Annotated in this window: 19 protein-coding genes; 7 read left to right on the forward strand and 12 right to left on the reverse strand. The window is 61.9% G+C overall.

Features of this window, described 5'->3' with window-relative positions; all coding sequences use genetic code 11:
• Positions 1-103: 103 nt before the first annotated feature.
• Both ptsP and RGV59_RS03920 read right to left on the reverse strand, forming a co-directional pair.
• On the reverse strand, positions 104-2,383 hold the full coding sequence (gene ptsP, locus RGV59_RS03915) for a phosphoenolpyruvate--protein phosphotransferase (protein ID WP_017845056.1): 2,280 nt from the start codon (positions 2,381-2,383) through the stop codon (positions 104-106).
• 22 nt (positions 2,384-2,405) lie between these two features.
• On the reverse strand, positions 2,406-2,885 hold the full coding sequence (locus RGV59_RS03920) for an RNA pyrophosphohydrolase (RefSeq protein ID WP_026139795.1): 480 nt from the start codon (positions 2,883-2,885) through the stop codon (positions 2,406-2,408).
• Positions 2,886-3,028: 143 nt separating this feature from the next.
• Here RGV59_RS03920 and RGV59_RS03925 point away from each other — a divergent pair, with 143 nt between their 5' ends.
• Positions 3,029-3,685, forward strand: coding sequence for an HAD family hydrolase (locus RGV59_RS03925; RefSeq protein WP_017845058.1), 657 nt, complete (start codon positions 3,029-3,031; stop codon positions 3,683-3,685).
• Between the two features lie 111 nt (positions 3,686-3,796).
• On the opposite strand, the gene RGV59_RS03930 is transcribed toward RGV59_RS03925, so the two are convergent.
• Together RGV59_RS03930 and ilvA are read right to left on the reverse strand one after the other, a co-directional pair.
• Positions 3,797-4,210: a DUF2269 family protein gene (locus RGV59_RS03930; protein WP_017845059.1), complete on the reverse strand. Its 414-nt coding sequence runs from the start codon at positions 4,208-4,210 to the stop codon at positions 3,797-3,799.
• Between the two features lie 41 nt (positions 4,211-4,251).
• Complete coding sequence (ilvA, locus tag RGV59_RS03935; protein WP_017845060.1) at positions 4,252-5,766, reverse strand: threonine ammonia-lyase, biosynthetic; 1,515 nt, start codon at positions 5,764-5,766, stop codon at positions 4,252-4,254.
• A gap of 135 nt (positions 5,767-5,901) precedes the next feature.
• Between ilvA and rpiA the strand changes: the two genes are divergently transcribed.
• Positions 5,902-6,573, forward strand: a complete 672-nt coding sequence (gene rpiA, locus RGV59_RS03940; RefSeq protein ID WP_017845061.1) for a ribose-5-phosphate isomerase RpiA — start codon at positions 5,902-5,904, stop codon at positions 6,571-6,573.
• A gap of 31 nt (positions 6,574-6,604) precedes the next feature.
• On the opposite strand, the gene RGV59_RS03945 is transcribed toward rpiA, so the two are convergent.
• The 4 genes from RGV59_RS03945 to RGV59_RS03960 all read right to left on the reverse strand — a co-directional run bounded on the left by RGV59_RS03945 (position 6,605) and on the right by RGV59_RS03960 (position 10,814).
• A complete protein-coding gene (locus RGV59_RS03945; protein WP_046487870.1) occupies positions 6,605-7,519 on the reverse strand; it encodes an SdiA-regulated domain-containing protein in 915 nt (304 codons plus the stop codon).
• 118 nt (positions 7,520-7,637) lie between these two features.
• The gene (locus RGV59_RS03950; RefSeq protein ID WP_322246899.1) at positions 7,638-8,564 is read right to left on the reverse strand and encodes an SdiA-regulated domain-containing protein; all 927 of its coding nucleotides are present in this window, start codon (positions 8,562-8,564) and stop codon (positions 7,638-7,640) included.
• 167 nt (positions 8,565-8,731) lie between these two features.
• Entirely contained in the window at positions 8,732-9,397 is a 666-nt protein-coding gene (locus tag RGV59_RS03955) for a fumarylacetoacetate hydrolase family protein (protein ID WP_017845064.1), read from the reverse strand.
• A 22-nt stretch (positions 9,398-9,419) separates the two neighbouring features.
• On the reverse strand, positions 9,420-10,814 hold the full coding sequence (locus RGV59_RS03960) for an FAD-binding oxidoreductase (protein ID WP_322246900.1): 1,395 nt from the start codon (positions 10,812-10,814) through the stop codon (positions 9,420-9,422).
• A 367-nt stretch (positions 10,815-11,181) separates the two neighbouring features.
• Here RGV59_RS03960 and serA point away from each other — a divergent pair, with 367 nt between their 5' ends.
• Positions 11,182-12,411 carry a phosphoglycerate dehydrogenase gene (gene serA / locus RGV59_RS03965; RefSeq protein WP_017845066.1) on the forward strand — a complete coding sequence of 410 codons (1,230 nt, stop codon included), beginning with the start codon at positions 11,182-11,184 and terminating at the stop codon, positions 12,409-12,411.
• 67 nt (positions 12,412-12,478) lie between these two features.
• On the opposite strand, the gene RGV59_RS03970 is transcribed toward serA, so the two are convergent.
• Entirely contained in the window at positions 12,479-12,919 is a 441-nt protein-coding gene (locus RGV59_RS03970; RefSeq protein WP_026139796.1) for a DUF4399 domain-containing protein, read from the reverse strand.
• Positions 12,920-13,052: 133 nt separating this feature from the next.
• Between RGV59_RS03970 and RGV59_RS03975 the strand changes: the two genes are divergently transcribed.
• Positions 13,053-13,547: a transporter substrate-binding domain-containing protein gene (locus RGV59_RS03975; RefSeq protein ID WP_046381723.1), complete on the forward strand. Its 495-nt coding sequence runs from the start codon at positions 13,053-13,055 to the stop codon at positions 13,545-13,547.
• 1 nt (position 13,548) lies between these two features.
• Here RGV59_RS03975 and RGV59_RS03980 read toward each other — a convergent pair whose 3' ends face one another.
• Positions 13,549-14,049, reverse strand: coding sequence for a DUF523 domain-containing protein (locus tag RGV59_RS03980; RefSeq protein WP_102618671.1), 501 nt, complete (start codon positions 14,047-14,049; stop codon positions 13,549-13,551).
• 2 nt (positions 14,050-14,051) lie between these two features.
• On the reverse strand, positions 14,052-14,684 hold the full coding sequence (locus RGV59_RS03985) for a 2OG-Fe(II) oxygenase (protein ID WP_017845070.1): 633 nt from the start codon (positions 14,682-14,684) through the stop codon (positions 14,052-14,054).
• A 131-nt stretch (positions 14,685-14,815) separates the two neighbouring features.
• Between RGV59_RS03985 and RGV59_RS03990 the strand changes: the two genes are divergently transcribed.
• A complete protein-coding gene (locus RGV59_RS03990; RefSeq protein ID WP_017845071.1) occupies positions 14,816-15,568 on the forward strand; it encodes a DUF2059 domain-containing protein in 753 nt (250 codons plus the stop codon).
• Positions 15,569-15,672: 104 nt separating this feature from the next.
• On the opposite strand, the gene RGV59_RS03995 is transcribed toward RGV59_RS03990, so the two are convergent.
• The gene (locus tag RGV59_RS03995; RefSeq protein ID WP_017845072.1) at positions 15,673-16,614 is read right to left on the reverse strand and encodes an alpha/beta hydrolase; all 942 of its coding nucleotides are present in this window, start codon (positions 16,612-16,614) and stop codon (positions 15,673-15,675) included.
• 111 nt (positions 16,615-16,725) lie between these two features.
• Here RGV59_RS03995 and RGV59_RS04000 point away from each other — a divergent pair, with 111 nt between their 5' ends.
• Complete coding sequence (locus RGV59_RS04000; RefSeq protein ID WP_046381720.1) at positions 16,726-17,301, forward strand: DUF6436 domain-containing protein; 576 nt, start codon at positions 16,726-16,728, stop codon at positions 17,299-17,301.
• A gap of 31 nt (positions 17,302-17,332) precedes the next feature.
• Complete coding sequence (locus RGV59_RS04005; protein ID WP_322246901.1) at positions 17,333-19,687, forward strand: penicillin acylase family protein; 2,355 nt, start codon at positions 17,333-17,335, stop codon at positions 19,685-19,687.
• Positions 19,688-19,695 lie beyond the last annotated feature (8 nt).

Genomic DNA, 19,695 nt, shown 5'->3' on the forward strand with positions numbered 1-19,695 from the left:
CAGGTTTTTCGCGAGCAAGCTCGTGTGCTGACTGACACTCCGTAATCGGGGGCAAGTCGAATCGTCGCACCGCCCCTCCCACATTTTTGATCGGCGCCAGGTTTTAGAGGGTTTTGGCAGAGGCCGGGTTGATCATCCGCGTCAACCCCAGGTTCTTCAGCGCCAGTTGCAGCGAGCTGTGGATAACTTGCGGGTTGTCGATGGTCATCAGCTCGGCCAGCAGTTCCTTGGCCATGCTCAGGTTGACCTGGCGCAGCAGCCACTTCACCTTCGGCAAGTTGGTGGCGTTCATCGACAGGCTGTCAAAGCCCATCGCCATCAACAGCACCGCTGCCGCCGGATCGCCGGCCATTTCCCCGCAGATGCTCACCGGCTTGCCTTCGGCATGGGCGTCGCGCACCACATGTTGCAGCGCTTGCAGCACCGCCGGGTGCAGGTAGTCGTAGAGGTCGGCCACCCGTGGGTTGTTGCGGTCCACGGCCAGCAGGTATTGGGTCAGGTCGTTGGAGCCCACCGACAGGAAGTCCACCTGCCGCGCCAGTTCCTTGGCCTGGTACACCGCCGCCGGAATTTCGATCATCACGCCGATCGGCGGCATCGGTACGTCGGCGCCTTCGTCGCGCACCTCGCCCCAGGCGCGGTGGATCAGGTGCAGGGCTTCTTCCAGCTCATGGGTGCCGGAGATCATCGGCAGCAGGATGCGCAGGTTGTTCAGGCCTTCGCTGGCCTTGAGCATGGCGCGGGTTTGTACGAGGAAAATTTCCGGGTGGTCGAGGGTGACGCGAATCCCGCGCCAGCCGAGGAAGGGGTTGTCTTCCTTGATCGGGAAATACGACAGTGACTTATCGCCGCCAATGTCCAGGCTGCGCATCGTCACCGGCAACGGATGGAAGGCGGACAGTTGCTCGCGATAAATCGCCAGTTGCTCCTTCTCGCTCGGAAAGCGCTGGTTGATCATGAACGGCACTTCGGTGCGGTACAGCCCCACCCCTTCGGCGCCGCGTTGTTGCGCGCGGGCCACATCGGCGAGCAGGCCGGTGTTGACCAGCAGCGGCACGCGATGCCCGTCGAGGGTCACGCAGGGCAGTTCGCGCAAGGCGTCGAGGCCCTGGGACAGCTGGCGTTCCTCTTCCACCACCTCGGCGTACTGCTTGCGCATCACTTCGCTGGGGTTGGTGAACACCTCGCCACGGTTGCCGTCGACGATCATTTCGATGCCGTCGACCTTGGAGTACGGCAGGTCCACCAGGCCCATCACCGTCGGAATGCCCATGGCCCGGGCCAGGATCGCGACGTGGGAGTTGCCCGAACCGAGCACCGAGATCAGGCCCACCAGTTTGCCTTCCGGCACTTCGCCGAGCATGGTGGCGGTCAGTTCTTCACTGATCAGGATGGTGTTGTCGGGGTAGACCAGGTTGGTGGAACGGTCTTCCTGCAAGTAAGCGAGCAGACGGCGACCGAGGTCGCGCACATCCGAGGCGCGCTCGCGCAGGTAGGCGTCGTCCATCAATTCGAAACGGTTGACGTGATCGGAGACCACCTGGCGCAGCGCGCCCTGGGCCCACTGGCCGGTCTTGATCACGTTTTTGACTTCGCTGCCCAGCGACGCGTCATCCAGCATCATCTGGTACACCTCGAACAGCGCTCGCTCTTCGGGGCGCAGTTGGGTGGCGAGCTTGTTCGACAGGTTGCGCATGTCGGCGCGCACGCCTTCCAGGGCGGTCTTGAACAGTTTGATTTCGGCGTCGATGTCGCTGACGGTCTTGTCCGGCACCACATCGAGGTCGGCCGGCGGCAACATGACCACGGCCGTACCGACGGCCGCACCTGGCGAGCCCGGTACGCCGACGAATTTGGCTTCCTGGATGCCCTTGCCCTGGCGCCCCAGGCCGCGAATCGAGCCGGTGGCTTCGGCGTGGGCGATCACCCCGGCCAATTGCGCGCTCATAGTCACGAGGAAGGCTTCTTCGCCTTCGTCGAACTGGCGGCGCTCTTTCTGCTGGATGACCAACACGCCGACAACGCGGCGGTGGTGAATGATCGGCGCGCCGAGGAACGAGGCGTAGCGCTCTTCACCGGTTTCGGCAAAGTAGCGATAACGCGGGTGATCAGCCGCGTTTTCAAGGTTCAGGGGTTCTTCACGCGTCCCTACCAAGCCCACCAGACCTTCATTGGGCGCCATGCTGACCTTGCCGATGGAGCGCTTGTTCAAGCCCTCGGTCGCCATCAGCACAAAACGGTTGGTCTCGGGGTCCAGCAGGTAAACCGAGCAGACCTGGCTGCCCATGGCTTCCTTGACGCGCAACACAATAATCCCCAACGCCGCCTTGAGATCCTTGGCGGAGTTAACTTCCTGGACGATCTTGCGCAGCGTATTGAGCATGGCTCGGGGTCGAACTCCGTCGTCAGTCGCGCGTTAAAAGGCGCGGGGCAAGCTCTTTGAGAGCGCGACGATAAACCTCGCGCTTGAATGTCACCACCTGGCCCAACGGATACCAATAACTGACCCAACGCCAGCCATCGAACTCCGGTTTACCGGTCAAATCCATCCGCACCCGCTGCTCGTTGGAGATCAGGCGCAGGAGAAACCATTTCTGCTTCTGGCCGATACACAGCGGTTGGCTGTGGGTACGCACCAGGCGTTGCGGCAAACGATAACGCAACCAGCCACGGGTACAGGCCAAAATTTGCACATCTTCGCGCTCAAGGCCGACTTCTTCGTTCAACTCGCGGTACAAGGCGTCTTCAGGGGTTTCGTCAGGGTTGATCCCACCTTGAGGAAACTGCCAGGCATCTTGGTTGATTCGGCGAGCCCATAGGACCTGTCCGGAATCATTCGTAAGAATAATCCCGACATTAGGACGGAAACCATCGGGGTCGATCACGGCAACAACCTCGCAAACGCATGTCGTCGCATTGTTCCACAAAGGTTGTTCCAGCGGCAACGAGGCTTCTTAGCTTATGTGCAGTCTTGTGAAAAGACCGTATTCTGGACGCCTTTTTACAGACTTTTCAGCGGGTAACTGTAATGCGCCTGGCTTTATTCGACTTGGACAACACGCTTCTGGGGGGTGACAGCGATCACGCCTGGGGCGATTACCTCTGTGAACGCGGATTTCTCGACCCGGTGACCTACAAGGCACGCAACGACGAATTCTATCAGGACTACCTGGCCGGCCAGCTGGATAACGCGGCCTACCTGAATTTTTGCCTGGAAATCCTCGGCCGCACCGAAATGGCCCAACTCGAGGCATGGCACAACGACTACATGCGCGACTGCATCGAGCCGATCATGCTGCCGCAGGCATTTGAACTGCTGGCCAAGCACCGCGCCGCTGGCGACAAGCTGGTGATCATCACCGCGACCAACCGCTTCGTCACCGCGCCAATTGCCGCACGCCTGGGCGTGGACGCCCTGATCGCCACCGAATGCGAGATGGAAGACGGCCGCTACACCGGGCGCAGTACGGATGTACCGTGCTTTCGCGAAGGCAAGGTGACGCGCCTGAACCGCTGGCTGGAAGAAACCGGGCACAGCCTGGAAGGCAGCTACTTCTACAGCGATTCGATGAATGACTTGTCGCTGTTGGAGCAGGTGACGTATCCGATCGCGGTAGACCCGGACCCGAATCTGCGGGCTGAGGCTGAAAAACGTGGCTGGCCGGTGATTACGCTGCGTAGCTGATGGCCCTATCGGGGGCAAGCCCCCTCCCACATTTAACTGCATTTCAACGGATGTACGCGGTTAAATGTGGGAGGGAGCTTGCTCCCGATGCAGACAACTCGGTCCCAAGCCTTAAACCGGCTTGGCGCCCATCAACCCCGCAATCGCCACAAACCCCACCAAGCTGACCACCGCCAATGCCAAGGTGAAATTCAGGCTACCGCCCTCGCCCTTGCGCAAGCGATTGAGCCGCGCCACCAGCCAGAACCAGCACAGCGCCGCGACGGTGTAGAGCAGGCTGGAACCCAGAATCCAGGTCTGCCCCAGCGGCCAGCCGACCAGATGCACCAGCCACCAGCCGGTAAACGGCATGCTGATCAGGCAGATCCCCATCAACAACCATACGAACGCCCACGGGCGCTGCACGGTGATCGCCGGGCCGGCGCTGCGTTTGCGCCAGGCCAGCAGCGCCAGGCCGAGGCCGCTGAGCAGCAGCAACACGGTCGCCGCCATGTGGATAACTTTGAGGGTGGTCAGGGTTTCCATGTGTCGTCTTCCTTAAAGGCCGCCCCAATCAGCGTAGTCGCTCAACCGAGGAACAGTTTGTAAGCCGGGTTATCGCTTTCATCCCAGTACGGGTAGCCGATGGCTTCAAGGGCTGCCGATACCAGATGGCGCTCGTCCGCCGGGACTTGCAGGCCGGCGACCACGCGGCCGTCGGCTGCGCCGTGGTTGCGATAGTGGAACATCGAGATGTTCCAGCGCCCGCCTAATTTGTTAAGAAAGTTGAACAAGGCGCCCGGCCGCTCCGGGAATTCGAAGCGAAACACCACTTCATCGCTGACCTTCGCCGCGTGCCCGCCGACCATGTGACGGATGTGCAACTTGGCCAGTTCGTTCTCGGTCAGGTCGAGCACCGGGAAACCCTGGCTGGTCAGGCTGGCGATCAATGCGCTGCGCGGATCGTTTTCCGGATGGGTCTGCACGCCGACGAAAATGTGCGCCTCGCGGCCGGAGTGGTAGCGATAGTTGAATTCGGTGATCTGGCGCTTGCCCACGGCCTCGCAGAACGCCTTGAAGCTGCCCGGCTTCTCGGGGATGGTCACGGCGATGATGGCTTCGCGGCCTTCACCCAGCTCGGCGCGCTCGGCCACATGGCGCAGGCGGTCGAAGTTGACGTTGGCGCCGGAGTCGATGGCCACCAGGGTTTGCCCGGTGACGCCACGGCTCTCGACATATTTCTTGATGCCCGCCACACCCAAGGCGCCCGCCGGTTCGGTGATGGAGCGGGTGTCGTCATAGATGTCCTTGATCGCCGCACAGATTTCATCGGTGCTGACGGTGATCACTTCGTCCACATAGTCTTTGCAGATGTCGAAGGTGTACTGGCCGATCTGCGCCACCGCCACGCCATCGGCAAAAATCCCCACGGTCGGCAGCACCACGCGCTCGCCGGCGGCCATGGCGGCCTGCAGGCAGTTGGAGTCGTCCGGCTCGACGCCGATGATCTTGATCTCCGGACGCAGGTATTTCACATACGCCGCGATACCGGCGATCAGCCCGCCGCCGCCGACCGGCACGAAGATCGCGTCCAGCGGCCCAGGGTGCTGGCGCAGGATCTCCATCGCCACGGTCCCCTGCCCGGCAATGGTGTGCGGATCGTCGTAGGGGTGAATGTAGACGTAGCCTTTTTCGTCGACCAGTTTCAGCGAGTAGGCCAGGGCTTCCGGGAACGAATCACCGTGCAGCACCACTTTGCCACCACGGGAACGCACGCCTTCGACCTTGATTTCCGGGGTGGTCTTGGGCATCACGATAGTGGCCTTGACCCCCAGCACCTTGGCCGCCAGGGCCAGGCCCTGGGCATGGTTGCCCGCCGAAGCGGTGACCACGCCGCGCGCGCGCTCATCGGCCGTCAACTGGGTCAGCTTGTTGTACGCGCCGCGAATCTTGAACGAGAACACCGGCTGCAGGTCTTCCCGCTTGAGCAAGACCTTGTTGCCCAGCCGCTCGGAGAGCTGGCGGGCGGCCTGCAACGGGGTTTCTATGGCAACGTCGTAAACGCGCGAGGTGAGGATCTTTTTGACGTACTGTTCAAGCATCGGCAGGCATCACTGGGCGGAGTGGGCAGGGTCGACGAGTCTAACTCAGCGTTTGGCCGGGCGACCACACGAATCCAAAGGTTTTGATGGGTTATACTCGCGCCCTCTCTACTCCCCGCCCGTTCCGGAGCCCGCATGACCCAGGATCAACTCAAACAGGCAGTGGCCCAGGCCGCCGTCGATTTAATCCTTCCTAAACTCGATGACAAGAGCATCGTCGGCGTCGGCACCGGCTCCACTGCCAACTGCTTCATCGATGCGCTGGCCAAGCACAAGGGCGCGTTCGATGGCGCCGTGGCCAGCTCCGAAGCCACCGCCGCGCGCCTCAAGGGCCATGGCATTCCGGTGTACGAGCTCAATACCGTCAGCGACCTGGAGTTCTACGTCGACGGCGCCGATGAAAGCGACGCGCACCTGAACCTGATCAAGGGCGGTGGCGCGGCCCTGACCCGCGAGAAGATCGTCGCGGCCGTGGCCAAGACCTTTATCTGCATCGCCGACGCCAGCAAACTGGTGCCGGTACTCGGCGCCTTCCCGCTGCCGGTGGAAGTGATCCCGATGGCCCGCAGCCACGTGGCCCGCGAGCTGGTGAAGCTGGGCGGCGACCCGGTGTACCGCGAAGGCGTGTTGACCGACAACGGCAACATCATCCTCGACGTGTACAACATGCAGATCACCAACCCGGTGGAGCTTGAGACGCAGATCAACGCCATCGTCGGCGTGGTCACCAACGGCCTGTTCGCCGCACGCCCGGCTGACGTGCTGCTGCTGGGCACCGCGGAAGGCGTGAAAACCCTCAAGGCCTGACGCACAACCGAATGTGGGGTCGGCGGTGTGTTCAGGCTTCTGGTTTCTTGAACACGTAGAACAGGTTCGGCTCGCTGACCAGGTACAACGTACCCGCGTCATCCATGGCGATCCCTTCGGCCTGCGGCACCCGCGCATTCAGGCCATGGCGCCCGTTAAGCAGCGACAAACTGCTTAACGGGCGACCGTCGATATCCAGCTCCAACACCAGGAACGACTCATCCGACAGCGCCAGTAAATGGCCGCTGCGTTCGTCGTATTGCAGGCTCGACAGGTCGCGCACGAACAGCCCGGCATCGCGTTTGGGGTTGTTGATGACGTGGACCGAGTAGGTTTTTTCCGGTTTGAAATGGGGAAACCCGTGAACCTCATAGATCACCATCGGGTCGCGTTCCTTCGCCACGAACAGGCGCTTGCCCACCGAGTCGTAGGCAAGCCCTTCAAACCCCTTGTTGCCCCCCACATGCACACCCAGGGTCATCTGCTCCGCGTCGGCGGCGTCGAGGAACTGCGTATCGTCGTCCACATGCACCTTGATCAGGCGCTGTTGGCGCTCATCGCTGATGACATAGATGTTGTCGCTGATAAATTCCACGGCCTCGGCATCTCCGAAGCCGACCAGGGAAATCCGTCGCAGGATCTTGCCAGCGAGGGACAGTTCGACCAGCTCGGCGTTTTTATTGGTGACGGTAAACAGGCTTTTACGCACCGGGTCGTAGGTCAGCGCGGAGACGTCGTCATCCAGGCCTTCGATCACCTGGCCCTCGACGCTGACCCGGTAATCCGCCAGGCCAATGGCGCGTTCGCCAACAGGCTGGCCCCACACCTGCCAATTGAACCAGGCCCGTTCGAACAGGCGAAACTGTTGTGCGACAACGCCCGCGCCCATCAAGGCGATCAGCACCAGTATGAAAAAAGCCGGTTTGGGGCGGGCAAGTCGACGCATCGGGCGGGCTCAAAGTCAAAAATGGCGAATGAATATCACGCCCGCCTGAATTTAAACTTAAACGCGCCCGGTGTGTGGCGTATGCCGCGGATAGAGAAATATCCGACGTAATCGGTTGTTATTTCTGTTTTTCGAAACGATAGAACAGGTTCGGCTCACTGACCATGTAGAGGTTGCCGTTCTCGTCCAGGGTCACGCCTTCGGCACGCGAGATCGTGTTCTTGAGGCCGTTGAAGCCGCCGAGCAAGGTCATGAAGCTGACTGGCTCGCCCTTTTCATCCAGTTCCAGCAGCAGGTGGGACTCTGCCGACAGCGCCAGCAGGTGCCCGGTGCGCGGATCGATGGTTAGCGCCGAGAGGTTGCGCATGTCGAGCTTTGTATTGGCGAGCTTTTGCTTGTCACCGACCAGGGTCTGGCTGCCGTCGCTTTTCCAGGTGAACAGCGCCGGCGGGCGTTCTTCGCCGAGCACGAACTGCTGGTTGCGCTTGTCCCAGGTGACGCCTTCAAAGGCTTTGTTCTGGTCTTTGGACGGGCCCAGGTCGTAACTCGGGAAGTCGGCCTTGTTCAACGCCGTGGTGCTGGCGTCGACCTTGACGATGGTCAGGCTGTGCTGGCGTTCATCGACCACGGCCATCAGGCCGTTTTCCATCACCGTCACACCTTCCGGGTTGTTCCAACCGTTAAGGGGCATCTTGCGCAGCACATCGCCTTGCAGAGTCAACTCGACGAGGAATGGATTTTTGCCCATGACGGAAAACAGGGTTTTCGTCTGCGGATTGTAGGACAGGTCCGAGGCCTCGTCCTTCTCCATACCGGGCAACCGCTTGGCGTCGATGACGGCGCGGTAATCCGGGAGCCACACGCTCGCTTGGCGTTTGGCCGGGCTTTCAAAACGCTCCACGACCCACAACACACCGCGGTCGTCCCAATGCATGACCCAGGCAACGCCATACACGATCGCCCCAACCAGAAGCAGCCAGGAATACCAGCGCAGAGCAAAACGAGAGCGTGGCTTGGAGGTGAAGGTAGGCAGGGACACGGCCATTGAGCGCTTTTTCCGGAAAGTCAGCGTTAGGTGAAAGCACAGGAATAACCGGCCCGCGCGCTAGAGGCTGAAGATTATCCGGATGGGGTGTGAAAAAAATGCAAACAACCGAAACGGGTGCGGGACCTGTGGCGAGCTTGTTCGCTCGCCACAGGGTTGTGCCGAAGTTAGCGAACGCTGCTTTCGAAGCGGGTCACACCGGACAGTTCCAGCACCAGCTTGTCACCGACATTCAACGGCCCAACGCCAGCGGGGGTGCCGGTGAGGATCACGTCGCCGGCCTGCAGCGAGAAGCAGCCGGCCATGTACTGGATCATCGGGATGATCGGGTTGAGCATGGCCGCGCTGTTACCATTCTGGCGCACTTCGCCGTTGATGCTCAGGCGAATGCCGATATCGGTCAGGTCCGGGAAGGTGCTGCCGACCACGAACGGCGCGATCACCGCCGCGCCGTCGAAGGACTTGGCGATTTCCCACGGCAAGCCCTTGGCTTTCAACTCGGCCTGCTTGTCGCGCAGGGTCAGGTCCAGGGCCGGGGCGAAGCCGGAGATGGCATCGAGCACTTCTTCGCGGCTGGGCTTGGTCGACAGGGGTTTGCCGATCAGCACCGCGATTTCCGCTTCGTAATGCACCGAACCGCGTTCGGTCGGAATGCTGAAACCGCCTTCCAGCGCCACAACGCAACTGCCCGGCTTGATGAACAGCAACGGCTCGGTCGGTACCGGGTTATCCAGTTCCTTGGCATGTTCGGCGTAGTTGCGCCCAATACACACCACTTTACCCACCGGGAAGTGGATGTTGGTGCCGTCGACATACTTGTGCTGGTAGCTCATGGAACGACTCCTTCAGGGGCGGTTAAACAGCGAAGATCTTGCCGGGGTTCATGATCCCGTTCGGGTCAAACACCGCTTTCACGGCCTTCATGTATTCGATTTCAACCGGCGAGCGGCTGTAGGTCAGGTAGTCGCGCTTGGTCATGCCCACGCCGTGTTCGGCGGAGATCGAGCCGTTGTACTTCGCCACGGTTTCGAACACCCACTTGTTCACGGTGGCGCACTTGGCAAAGAACTCGTCCTTGGTCAGGTTTTCCGGCTTGAGGATGTTCAGGTGCAGGTTGCCGTCGCCGATATGGCCGAACCAGACGATTTCGAAGTCGGGGTAGTGTTCGCCGACGATAGCGTCAATTTCCTTCAAGAATGCCGGCACTTTCGATACCGTCACCGAAATGTCGTTCTTGTACGGCGTCCAGTGGGAAATGGTCTCGGAGATGTACTCGCGCAGTTTCCACAGGTTGTGCAGCTGGGTTTCGCTCTGGCTCATCACGCCGTCCAGCACCCAGCCCTGCTCGACGCAGTGCTCGAAGGTTTCCAGGGCGTGGTTGGCGACTTCTTCGGTGGTGGCTTCGAATTCCAGCAGTGCGTAGAACGGGCACTCGGTCTCGAACGGCGCCGGCACGTCACCACGGCCGAGGACTTTGGCCAGGGCCTTGTCAGAGAAAAACTCGAAAGCGGTCAGGTCCAGCTTGCTCTGGAATGCGTGCAACACCGGCATGATCGCGTCGAAATCGGTGGTGCCGAGCACCATCGCGGTGAGGTTTTTCGGCGCACGGTCCAGGCGCATGGTGGCTTCCACGACAAAACCCAGGGTACCTTCGGCGCCGATGAACAGCTGGCGCATGTCGTAGCCGGTGGCGTTCTTGATCAGGTCGCGGTTCAGTTCCAGCACATCGCCTTTGCCGGTGACGACCTTCATGCCGGCGACCCAATTACGGGTCATGCCGTAGCGAATGACCTTGATCCCGCCGGCATTGGTGCCGATATTGCCGCCAATCTGGCTCGAACCGGACGAAGCGAAGTCCACCGGGTAGTACAGGCCGTGCTCTTCGGCGACGTTCTGCAATTGCTTGGTGACCACGCCCGGCTGGCACTTGGCGGTGCGGTCGGTGAGGTTCACCTCGAGGATCTGGTTCATATAGTCGAACGAGACGACCACTTCACCATTGGCCGCAACGGCGGCAGCCGACAGGCCGGTACGCCCACCGGACGGCACCAGCGCGACCTTGTGCTCATTGGCCCAGCGCACGATGGCCTGCACCTGTTCAATCGTCTTGGGGAATACGATGGCAGTCGGGGCCGGGGCGAAGTGCTTGGTCCAATCCTTGCCGTAAGCCTCCAGGGAGTCGGCGTCGGTCAGCACTTTGCCGGGCTCAACCAGGGTCTTTAGCTCATCAATCAGGGCAGGATGGGTCATCGACAGAACTCTCGAACAATTCATGGTCATCCTGAGAACGCTTCACGTCGCAGGAATAGGTGTTTAGCGGGGCGCGTATGCTAGCATACCGCCCCCGTAGGACAGAGCCCAAGGGCGTTCTGCGGTGACGGCTTTCCTGCCGTCCGGGTCAGCTCTGTGCCCTGATTTACCAATACGTTTCTGTTTGACGAGTGGCTGTTGTCGTCAGGCAAGGCGCCGCGACGACTCATAGCTGGGGCTATGGGGAGGAGCGGCAACGCAGCATGACGGCAACAGACGCCGTCAAACGGGAACAGTATTGGTGAATCAGGACACATCCGGCGATCCGATTCCCTGCCATTTTTCTCCGGGATACAGGTTTACGCAGATGAGCAAGACTTCTCTCGATAAGAGCAAGATCAAGTTCCTTCTTCTGGAAGGCGTCCACCCATCGGCTGTCGAAGTTCTGAAAGCCGCCGGGTATACCAGCATTGAGTACATCACCAGTTCTCTGCCGGAAGCCCAGCTCAAGGAAAAGATCGCCGACGCGCACTTCATCGGCATTCGCTCCCGCACTCAACTGACCGAAGAGGTCTTCGATCACGCCAAGAAACTCGTGGCGGTCGGCTGTTTCTGCATCGGCACCAACCAGGTCGACCTTAACGCAGCGCGCGAGCGCGGCATCGCGGTGTTCAACGCACCGTACTCCAACACCCGTTCCGTCGCGGAGCTGGTGCTGGCCGAGGCCATCCTGCTGCTGCGCGGCATTCCGGAGAAGAATGCCTCCTGCCACCGTGGCGGCTGGATCAAGAGCGCGGCCAACTCCTTCGAAATCCGCGGCAAGAAGCTGGGGATCATCGGTTACGGTTCGATCGGCACTCAACTGTCGGTCCTGGCCGAAAGCCTGGGCATGCAGGTGTTCTTCTATGACACCCTGACCAAGCTGCCACTGGGTAACGCCACGCAAGTGTCGAGCCTGACCGAGCTGCTGGGCATGTCCGACATCGTCACCCTGCACGTGCCGGAAACCGCTGAGACCCAGTGGATGATCGGCGAGAAGGAAATCCGCGCGATCAAGAAAGGCGGCATCCTGATCAACGCCGCCCGCGGCACCGTGGTCGAGTTGGACGCCCTGGCCGACGCGATCAAGGACAAGCACCTGATCGGCGCCGCCATCGACGTGTTCCCGGTGGAGCCGCGCTCCAACGACGACATCTTCGAAAGCCCGCTGCGTGGCCTGGACAATGTGATCCTGACCCCGCACATCGGCGGCTCCACCGCTGAAGCCCAGGCCAACATTGGCCTGGAAGTCTCGGAAAAGCTGGTCAAGTACAGCGACAACGGTACGTCGGTGTCCTCGGTCAACTTCCCGGAAGTGGCCCTGCCGGCTCACCCTGGCAAGCACCGTCTGCTGCACATCCACCAGAACATCCCGGGTGTGATGATGGAGATCAACAAGGTCTTCGCGGAAAACGGCATCAACATTTCCGGTCAGTTCCTGCAGACCAACGAGAAGGTCGGCTACGTGGTGATCGACGTCGACGCCGAGTACTCGGACCTGGCGCAACAGAAGCTGCAACACATCAACGGCACGATTCGTTGCCGCGTGTTGTTCTAACGCTTCAAACGCCCTACGAAAAATGGGAGGCCCGCAGGGGTCTCCCATTTTTTTGTCTGAACAAATCTTACTTGACGTTAACCGTGATCACTTTCGACGCTACAGTCGGGTTGAACTGCATGTGCAGTTTATCGCCGGCGACCAGTTGCAAGGTGTGCTTGCCAGGGGTCAGGGTCAGCTCGGTTTCGGTCTGGGCCTTGCCGAAGTGGATCACGCTGTCGGTGGCCGGGATCGGCACGCTGGCGTCCGGCAGTTCCTTCTGGTCGACCAGCAGGTGATGGTGGCCGGTGCCTGGGGTCTGGTCGGTGGCTGGGGCCAGTTTCAGACCTTCCATGCCGAATTTGACGGTGAAGGTTTTATCGACGGTGGCGCCGTCTTTCGGCGAAACGATAAACACTTTGGCATTTTCAGGTGGCGCGCTGCGAGGGATGCCGTCTGCGGCGGTCACCAACATCGAAGCACCCAATAGTACGCCGGCAATCGTTACACGAGACAAAAGGGCTTTCATTCGCTTCTCCACTTTTCTATGAAATTTGTAGGGTTATGACAACTTAGCGACTAATTGCTGTCCAAGGCACTCAACACCATAACAAAGCGATGCTGAACCGCGCCTCGCACATTCGAATTATTTAGGAGTGACCATGCGCTTTTCGCCTGGCCTGTTACTGCTGCTTCCTCTGATGAGCCCCTTGGCTCACGCCGAATTGATTGATGATGTGTTTGACCGCGGTGAACTGCGCATCGCCCTCGAGGCCAATACCCCGCCCTTCAACTTCAAGGACGGCGAGAAACTCACCGGTTTTGAAGTGGAACTCGGTGAACAACTGGCCAAAGAGATGGATGTGCGCCCCTCGTTCATCACCACCGACGACAGCGACATGCTGCCGGGCGTGGCAAGCGGCAAGTACGACGTGGCCATCAACCATATCGCTATGACTGCCGAGTTGCAGGATCAGTTCGATTTCAGTGAGCCTTATCGCGACAAGCCGGCGCTGGCCATTCCATTCCAGAAGGGCAACCCGGCGTTCAAGGCGAGCCTGGACAATGCGCTGCAACGGGTGAAAGCCGATGGCCGGTTGAAGGCGCTGGGGCAGAAGTGGCTCGAAAGCGACACGGCGGAAGTCAAAGCACAGTAAATCAAAATGAGGGAGGGCTTGGGAGACGGGCCAGGGCTTGCGCCGCCTCAAGCAACTCAAGCTCACTGAACACCAACACCCCATGGCGCTTGAGCAGCGCCGCCGTGACGCCTTCGCCGCTCACCTTCACACCGCTGAAAGTGCCGTCATAGGTCAGCACATTGCCACAGGACGGGCTATTGGCCTTGAGCACGGCGATACGGATATCGTGGCGCTGCACCAGCGCCAACGCCTGGCGGGCGCCGTCGAGGAAGGCGGCGCTGAAGTCCTCGCCCGCGGCGGTCAGCACCTGGGCGCGGCCCTCCCACACGTCGATACCCTGCCCGCCCGGAATCTCGGCGGAAGGCCTGGGCGTGGGCAAACCGCCCGCCACTTCCGGGCAGATCGCAACCACGCGGCCTTCGGCCTGCCATGCCGCCAGTTGATCGAACGGCCCGCTGGCGCCGCCGTCGTAGCGCACTTTGTGCCCGAGCAGGCAGCGGCTGACGAGAATTTTTTCCATGCTTAAAACGGCTCGTTACCGCGCCGACGAAACCAGCCGGTCAGCGACAGGCGCTCGCGGGTAGCGGGCAGCACTTCGTGGGGCACTTCGCCGGACAGGAACACCACCAGGCAACCTCCGCTGGGCACCACGTCGAGTTCGACGCCGTCCTTGAGGTACATACGCAACTGGCCGCCGTGTTCCGGCAGCCACTCGTCGTTCAAGTAGATCACCGCCGAGACCGTGCGCCGGTCGTCGTCGCGAAACCGGTCCAGGTGCCTGAGGTAAAACGCCCCCGGCGGGTACATCGCGAAGTGGCTTTCAAAATCTTCCAGGCCGAGGAACAAGCTGCGGTTTATCGCCAGGCGCAGGCTGTCCATCACCGTCATATAGCGGTCGCAGACGACGGCGTCGCCCTCCTCCAGCCACTGGATATGGTCGCCACGAATACCCTCGCGAATCTCCTGGGCCGGCCCGCGCCCGACCGCCGCCGGGGCCAGCTCACCTTCAGCCGCACGTTTACGGCACTCAGCCGCCAGTTCCAGGGTCAGAGCCTGGGGCAGGAAGCTGTTTTGCTGCGACCAGCCCTTTTCGGCCAGGTCGTCGACAATGCGTTGCAGCAATGGGTGATCGTGGGATATTTGCATGGCGCGCATAGTATCCATACGCCTGTGAATCCGACAGAGCCGCTGAGCGTCTGAACGCACTTTAGCCAGGTGACTGATAGGACTTCTCGACAAATCCTACGCCCGACACGGACAATAGTGGCCGACTGACAGGAGTCCATATGCGTCGTTTGTTTTTTTCCTTGCTGATGTTCTGCGTTTTGCCCGCTTGGGCAGACGGCCATGACCAGTTGTACAAGGTCGCCGGCTGGGCCGAACAACGCGCGCATTTCAATGACGCCCTCAGTGCCGCCCAGCAACGCTACCGCAACAGCCTGCCGCCAGCGGTGTACCAGGCGCTGGTCGACAACAGCAACAAGCGCTTCGCCGCCCAGGCCGTGGACCGGCGCGCCGAAGCCCAACTGCGCAAGCACCTGGCGGACCCGGCACCGGCCCTGGCGTTTTTCCAGTCGCCGCTGGGGCGCAAGATTGTCGCCGCCGAACTGCTGGCCACCCGCCGCGACCAGTTGGCAAAAAATGCCCAAGGCCTGCCGCACATCGAAGCCGACGCCACCCGCAGCCTGATCATCGGCCACCTGGCCCAGGCCCTGCCCGCCCGCGAAGCCGGCGCCGAAGTCAGCCTGGCGATCGCCGGCGTGGCGGCCGACAGCTTGAGCCAGATGATCCCCGGCCTGTTGGGCGGCGGCCAGGCCCAGGGCATGCTGGATGGACAACGCGAACGGCTGATGCAACAGATCGGCAATGACCTGAACAACACGTTGCTGTACGTCTATCGGGATTTGTCCGACCCGGAGCTGGAAGAATTCGCTACGTTTGCCGAGTCGCCGCAGGGGAAGGCGTATTACCAGGCGGCGTTGGCAGCCGTGCGCGCAGGGCTGGCGGTCGGTCAAAGCACCTCAAGCCTGGCGCAGTAGGAAATGTGGGAGGGGGCTTGCCCCCGATAGCAGTGGGTCAGTATCAGATGTGCTGACTGACACCCTGCTATCGGGGGCAAGCCCCCTCCCACATTTGTACTGCGTTATTTCAGGTGGTCGGTGAGGTACTTGAAGTACTCATTGCGGATCTCCGGGATCTCATTGGCCAAGTGATGCCGGCCGCGCTTGAGCATCAACACCTCAGGCTGATCGAACTTGCCCCGCAGCACCTGCAGGTTGTGCTGCCAATCCACCGTCATATCCTCTTCGCCCTGCACAATCAGCGGCCGCCGCGGGCTGCGCGGTGCGGCTTCGATTTGCCTGATCCAGCGCGCCAGTGCCCCGACCCAGGCGGTCGGCAATTGGCGCGGCTGCAAGGGGTCGGCTTCGAGGAACGGCTTGAAGGCCGGGTCATTGGTGTTTTCGCTGAACCGTCGGGCGATGCCTTTGACGAACGGCCGCAGCAGGTAATAGCTGACCTGCGACCAGCCCCACCCACGCGGACGCACCAAGGGTGAAAGCAGAAAAGTCTTACCCTGGGCCGGGCTGTCGGCGCCATGGTTGAGCAAGTGATCCACCACCACCGCACCGCCGGTGCTTTGCCCGAACAGGTGCCAGGGCCGGGGCAGGTGCAGCGCTTCGGCCTGGGCGAACAGCGCCTGCACCACGTCCTGGTACACCGCAAAATCATCGATACTGGCCCGCGCGCCGCTGGACAAGCCATGGCCCGGCAGGTCGCAGGCGATCACCACGAAACCCTGGTCCAGCGCCCAGTCGACGACGTGGCGGTACAGCCCCATATGGTCGTAGAACCCGTGGAACATGAACATCGTCGCCACCGGCACCGGCGGCCACCACACCTGGGCGACCACCGCGAACCCATCGACCTCGAACCGGCCAAGGCGGCTCACCGCCGGCACCTGGCGCGCGCGCAGGTCCAGCCCATAGAAGCGCTGATAGACCCGCGCCTCGGCGCTGAGCGGCTGCGCATCCACCAGGGGCCGCAAGCTGTCGCGCAGGTGATCGGGGTCAAAGGTGACGGGCATAAGAGGTTCCAGACTTGGGGCTTCACGCGCTGCGCAGAGGAATATCGAGCTGCGATATTCATCTGTCGGGGCAAGCATGGCAAGCTACGCGTCCTTCGAGGATTGATCTGAATGCGACAGCCCTACCGCACCACCCTGTTCGCCAGCCTGCTGCTGATCCTCTGCGCCGGCGTGTTATGGGCGGCGTATGACTGGTTCCAAGGCCGCTACCTGCGTGCCTTCAGCGAACACACGGCGGTGTTTTCCGGCGACGCCCTACGCCTGCCCGACGACCTCGCCGGCCCCGGCCCGATCCGCCTTGTGCATTTCTGGGACCCGGCCTGCCCGTGCAACGTCGGCAACCAGCAGCACCTCGGCGAATTGATCGAGCACTACGCGCCCCAGGGCGTCGAGTTCTACGCCCTGCAGAAACCCGGCAGCCACGGCCAGTTGCCCGACAACCTGCGCCAGATGAAAATCCTCAGCAGCCTGCCCGGTGCCGATCAGATACCCGCGACCCCGGCCGTGGCGATCTGGGACCGCAGCGGCAAGCTCGCGTATTTCGGGCCCTACAGCGAAGGGCTGACGTGCAACGCCAGCAACAGTTTCATCGAGCCGATCCTCAAGGCCCTTGCGGCAGGCCGCGCAGTGAATGCCACTCACACCCTGGCGGTGGGCTGCTATTGTTCGTGGCCAACCGGTTCGTAGCCCGTCGCCCCACTCTTGGTAAGGAATGTTCATGAAGCGCCTCTTGCAGGTTCTCGCGGTGCTGCTGGCGCTGATCGCCGTCGGTGCCGGCTGGTACGTCTACAGCAAGCAACCCACCCGCCAGGGCGCCGTGACGCTGGCGAACCTGCAAGGTTCGGTCACGGTGCGCTACGACGAGCGTGGCGTGCCGCATATCCGCGCCGAGAACGAGACCGACCTGTACCGCGCCCTGGGCTATGTGCATGCCCAGGACCGGCTGTTCCAGATGGAAATCATGCGACGCCTGGCGCGCGGCGAATTGGCCGAAGTGCTCGGCCCCAAGCTGCTGGACACCGACAAACTGTTCCGCAGCCTGCGCATTCGCGAGCGCTCCGCCACTTATGTGGCGCAGTTGGACCACGAATCGGCGCACTGGAAGGCCCTGCAAGCCTATCTGGACGGGATCAACCAGTATCAGGACAACCACGCCAGCCCGATGGAGTTCGATGTGCTGGGCATCCCCAAGCGGCCGTTTACCGCCGAGGACACCATCAGCGTCGCCGGGTATATGGCCTACAGCTTTGCTGCGGCGTTTCGTACCGAACCCTTGCTGACCTATGTACGCGACCAGTTGGGCAGCGATTACCTGAACGTGTTCGACCTCGCCTGGCAACCCAAGGGCGCGCTCAACCTGGCCGCCAGCGACTGGCAAAACCTCGGCGCCATCGCGGCCCTGAGTGAACAGGCCCTGGCCGACAACGGCTTGCCGCAGTTCGAAGGCAGCAACGCCTGGGCGATCAGCGGCAGCCGCACCCAGAGCGGCAAGCCGTTGCTGGCGGGTGACCCGCATATCCGCTTCTCAGTGCCGTCGGTGTGGTACGAGGCGCAGCTGTCGGCGCCGGGCTTTGAGTTGTACGGCTATCACAACGCGCTGGTGCCGGTGGCGTTCCTGGGGCACAACCTGGATTTCGGCTGGAGCCTGACCATGTTCCAGAACGACGACCTCGACCTGATCGCCGAGCAGGTCAATCCGGACAACGCCAACCAGGTCTGGTACCACGGCCAATGGGTCGACATGACCCGCAGCGAGCAACAGATCGCGGTCAAGGGCCAGGCACCGGTCACCTTGACCCTGCGCCAATCGCCCCACGGCCCGATCATCAATGACGTGCTCGGCGAGAACGCCGGCAAGACGCCGATCGCGATGTGGTGGGCGTTCCTCGACACCCAGAACCCGATCCTCGAAGGGTTCTACCAGCTCAACCGCGCCGACACCCTGGCCAAGGCCCGTGCCGCGGCGGCCAAGGTGTCGGCGCCGGGGCTGAACATTGTGTGGGCGAATGCCCAGGGCGATATCGGCTGGTGGGCGGCGGCGCAGTTGCCGATCCGCCCGGCCGGCGTCAACCCCGGGTTTATCCTCGACGGCAGCACGGCCCAGGCCGACAAGCTGGGCTTCTACCCGTTCAGCGCCAACCCCCAGGAAGAAAACCCGGCGCGTGGCTATGTGGTGTCGGCCAATGCGCAGCCGGTGTCGCCCAGCGGCATGGAGATCCCCGGCTATTACAACCTGGCCGACCGTGGCCAGCAGTTGAACGCGCAGTTGAGCGACAAGCGCGTGAAGTGGGACGTGAACAACAGCCAGGCCCTGCAACTGGGCACCACCACCGCCTTCGGCCCGCGCTTGCTGGCACCGCTGTTGCCGGTGCTGCGCGAGGTGGTCAAGGACCCGGCGCAGTTGCAGTTGGTGGAGCAACTGGCGGCCTGGAAAGGCGATTATCCGCTGGACTCCACCAGCGCCACGCTGTTCAACCAGTTCCTGTTCAACCTGGCTGACGCGGCCTTCCACCCGAAACTCGGCGACACCATGTTCAAGACCCTGCTCAGCACGCGGGTGATCGATGCGGCGTTGCCCCGCCTGGCCGCGAGCCCGGATTCGCCCTGGTGGAACGGCAAGCGTGCCGACACCGTCAAGCTCGCCTGGGACAACAGCCTCGCGCACCTCAAGGTCACCTTCGGCGATGACCCGGGCCAATGGCAGTGGGGCAAGGCCCATACGCTGACCCACGGCCACCCGCTGGGCTCGCAGAAACCGCTGGACCGGATCGTCAACGTCGGCCCCTTCCCCGCGCCGGGCAGCCACGAAGTGCCGAACAACCAGTCAGCCAATATCGGCCCGGCACCATGGCCGGTGACCTACGGCCCGTCGACCCGGCGCCTGATCGACTTCGCCGACGTGCCCCACGCGCTGACCATCAACCCGGTGGGGCAAAGCGGTGTGCCGTTCGACAAGCACTATGGGGACCAGGCGGAAACGTATATCGAGGGCGGCTATGAGCAGGCGCATTTCAGCGACGAGGAAATCACGGCCAATACGCGCGGTACGCTGAAGCTGCTGCCAGCCCGCTGACCGCCTGG

Origin of the sequence: Pseudomonas sp. FG1, from assembly GCF_034313875.1 — a bacterium.
GTDB lineage: Bacteria > Pseudomonadota > Gammaproteobacteria > Pseudomonadales > Pseudomonadaceae > Aquipseudomonas > Aquipseudomonas veronii.

Bases quoted from the DNA above. Each gene is read 5' to 3' on its own strand.
- ptsP (WP_017845056.1), bottom strand. From the start codon at position 2,383: ATGCTCAATACGCTGCGCAAGATCGTCCAGGAAGTTAACTCCGCCAAG.
- RGV59_RS03925 (WP_017845058.1), top strand. From the start codon at position 3,029: ATGCGCCTGGCTTTATTCGACTTGGACAACACGCTTCTGGGGGGTGAC.
- RGV59_RS03930 (WP_017845059.1), bottom strand. From the start codon at position 4,210: ATGGAAACCCTGACCACCCTCAAAGTTATCCACATGGCGGCGACCGTG.
- ilvA (WP_017845060.1), bottom strand. From the start codon at position 5,766: ATGCTTGAACAGTACGTCAAAAAGATCCTCACCTCGCGCGTTTACGAC.
- rpiA (WP_017845061.1), top strand. From the start codon at position 5,902: ATGACCCAGGATCAACTCAAACAGGCAGTGGCCCAGGCCGCCGTCGAT.
- RGV59_RS03945 (WP_046487870.1), bottom strand. From the start codon at position 7,519: ATGCGTCGACTTGCCCGCCCCAAACCGGCTTTTTTCATACTGGTGCTG.
- RGV59_RS03950 (WP_322246899.1), bottom strand. From the start codon at position 8,564: ATGGCCGTGTCCCTGCCTACCTTCACCTCCAAGCCACGCTCTCGTTTT.
- RGV59_RS03955 (WP_017845064.1), bottom strand. From the start codon at position 9,397: ATGAGCTACCAGCACAAGTATGTCGACGGCACCAACATCCACTTCCCG.
- RGV59_RS03960 (WP_322246900.1), bottom strand. From the start codon at position 10,814: ATGACCCATCCTGCCCTGATTGATGAGCTAAAGACCCTGGTTGAGCCC.
- serA (WP_017845066.1), top strand. From the start codon at position 11,182: ATGAGCAAGACTTCTCTCGATAAGAGCAAGATCAAGTTCCTTCTTCTG.
- RGV59_RS03970 (WP_026139796.1), bottom strand. From the start codon at position 12,919: ATGAAAGCCCTTTTGTCTCGTGTAACGATTGCCGGCGTACTATTGGGT.
- RGV59_RS03975 (WP_046381723.1), top strand. From the start codon at position 13,053: ATGCGCTTTTCGCCTGGCCTGTTACTGCTGCTTCCTCTGATGAGCCCC.
- RGV59_RS03980 (WP_102618671.1), bottom strand. From the start codon at position 14,049: ATGGAAAAAATTCTCGTCAGCCGCTGCCTGCTCGGGCACAAAGTGCGC.
- RGV59_RS03985 (WP_017845070.1), bottom strand. From the start codon at position 14,684: ATGCGCGCCATGCAAATATCCCACGATCACCCATTGCTGCAACGCATT.
- RGV59_RS03990 (WP_017845071.1), top strand. From the start codon at position 14,816: ATGCGTCGTTTGTTTTTTTCCTTGCTGATGTTCTGCGTTTTGCCCGCT.
- RGV59_RS03995 (WP_017845072.1), bottom strand. From the start codon at position 16,614: ATGCCCGTCACCTTTGACCCCGATCACCTGCGCGACAGCTTGCGGCCC.
- RGV59_RS04000 (WP_046381720.1), top strand. From the start codon at position 16,726: ATGCGACAGCCCTACCGCACCACCCTGTTCGCCAGCCTGCTGCTGATC.
- RGV59_RS04005 (WP_322246901.1), top strand. From the start codon at position 17,333: ATGAAGCGCCTCTTGCAGGTTCTCGCGGTGCTGCTGGCGCTGATCGCC.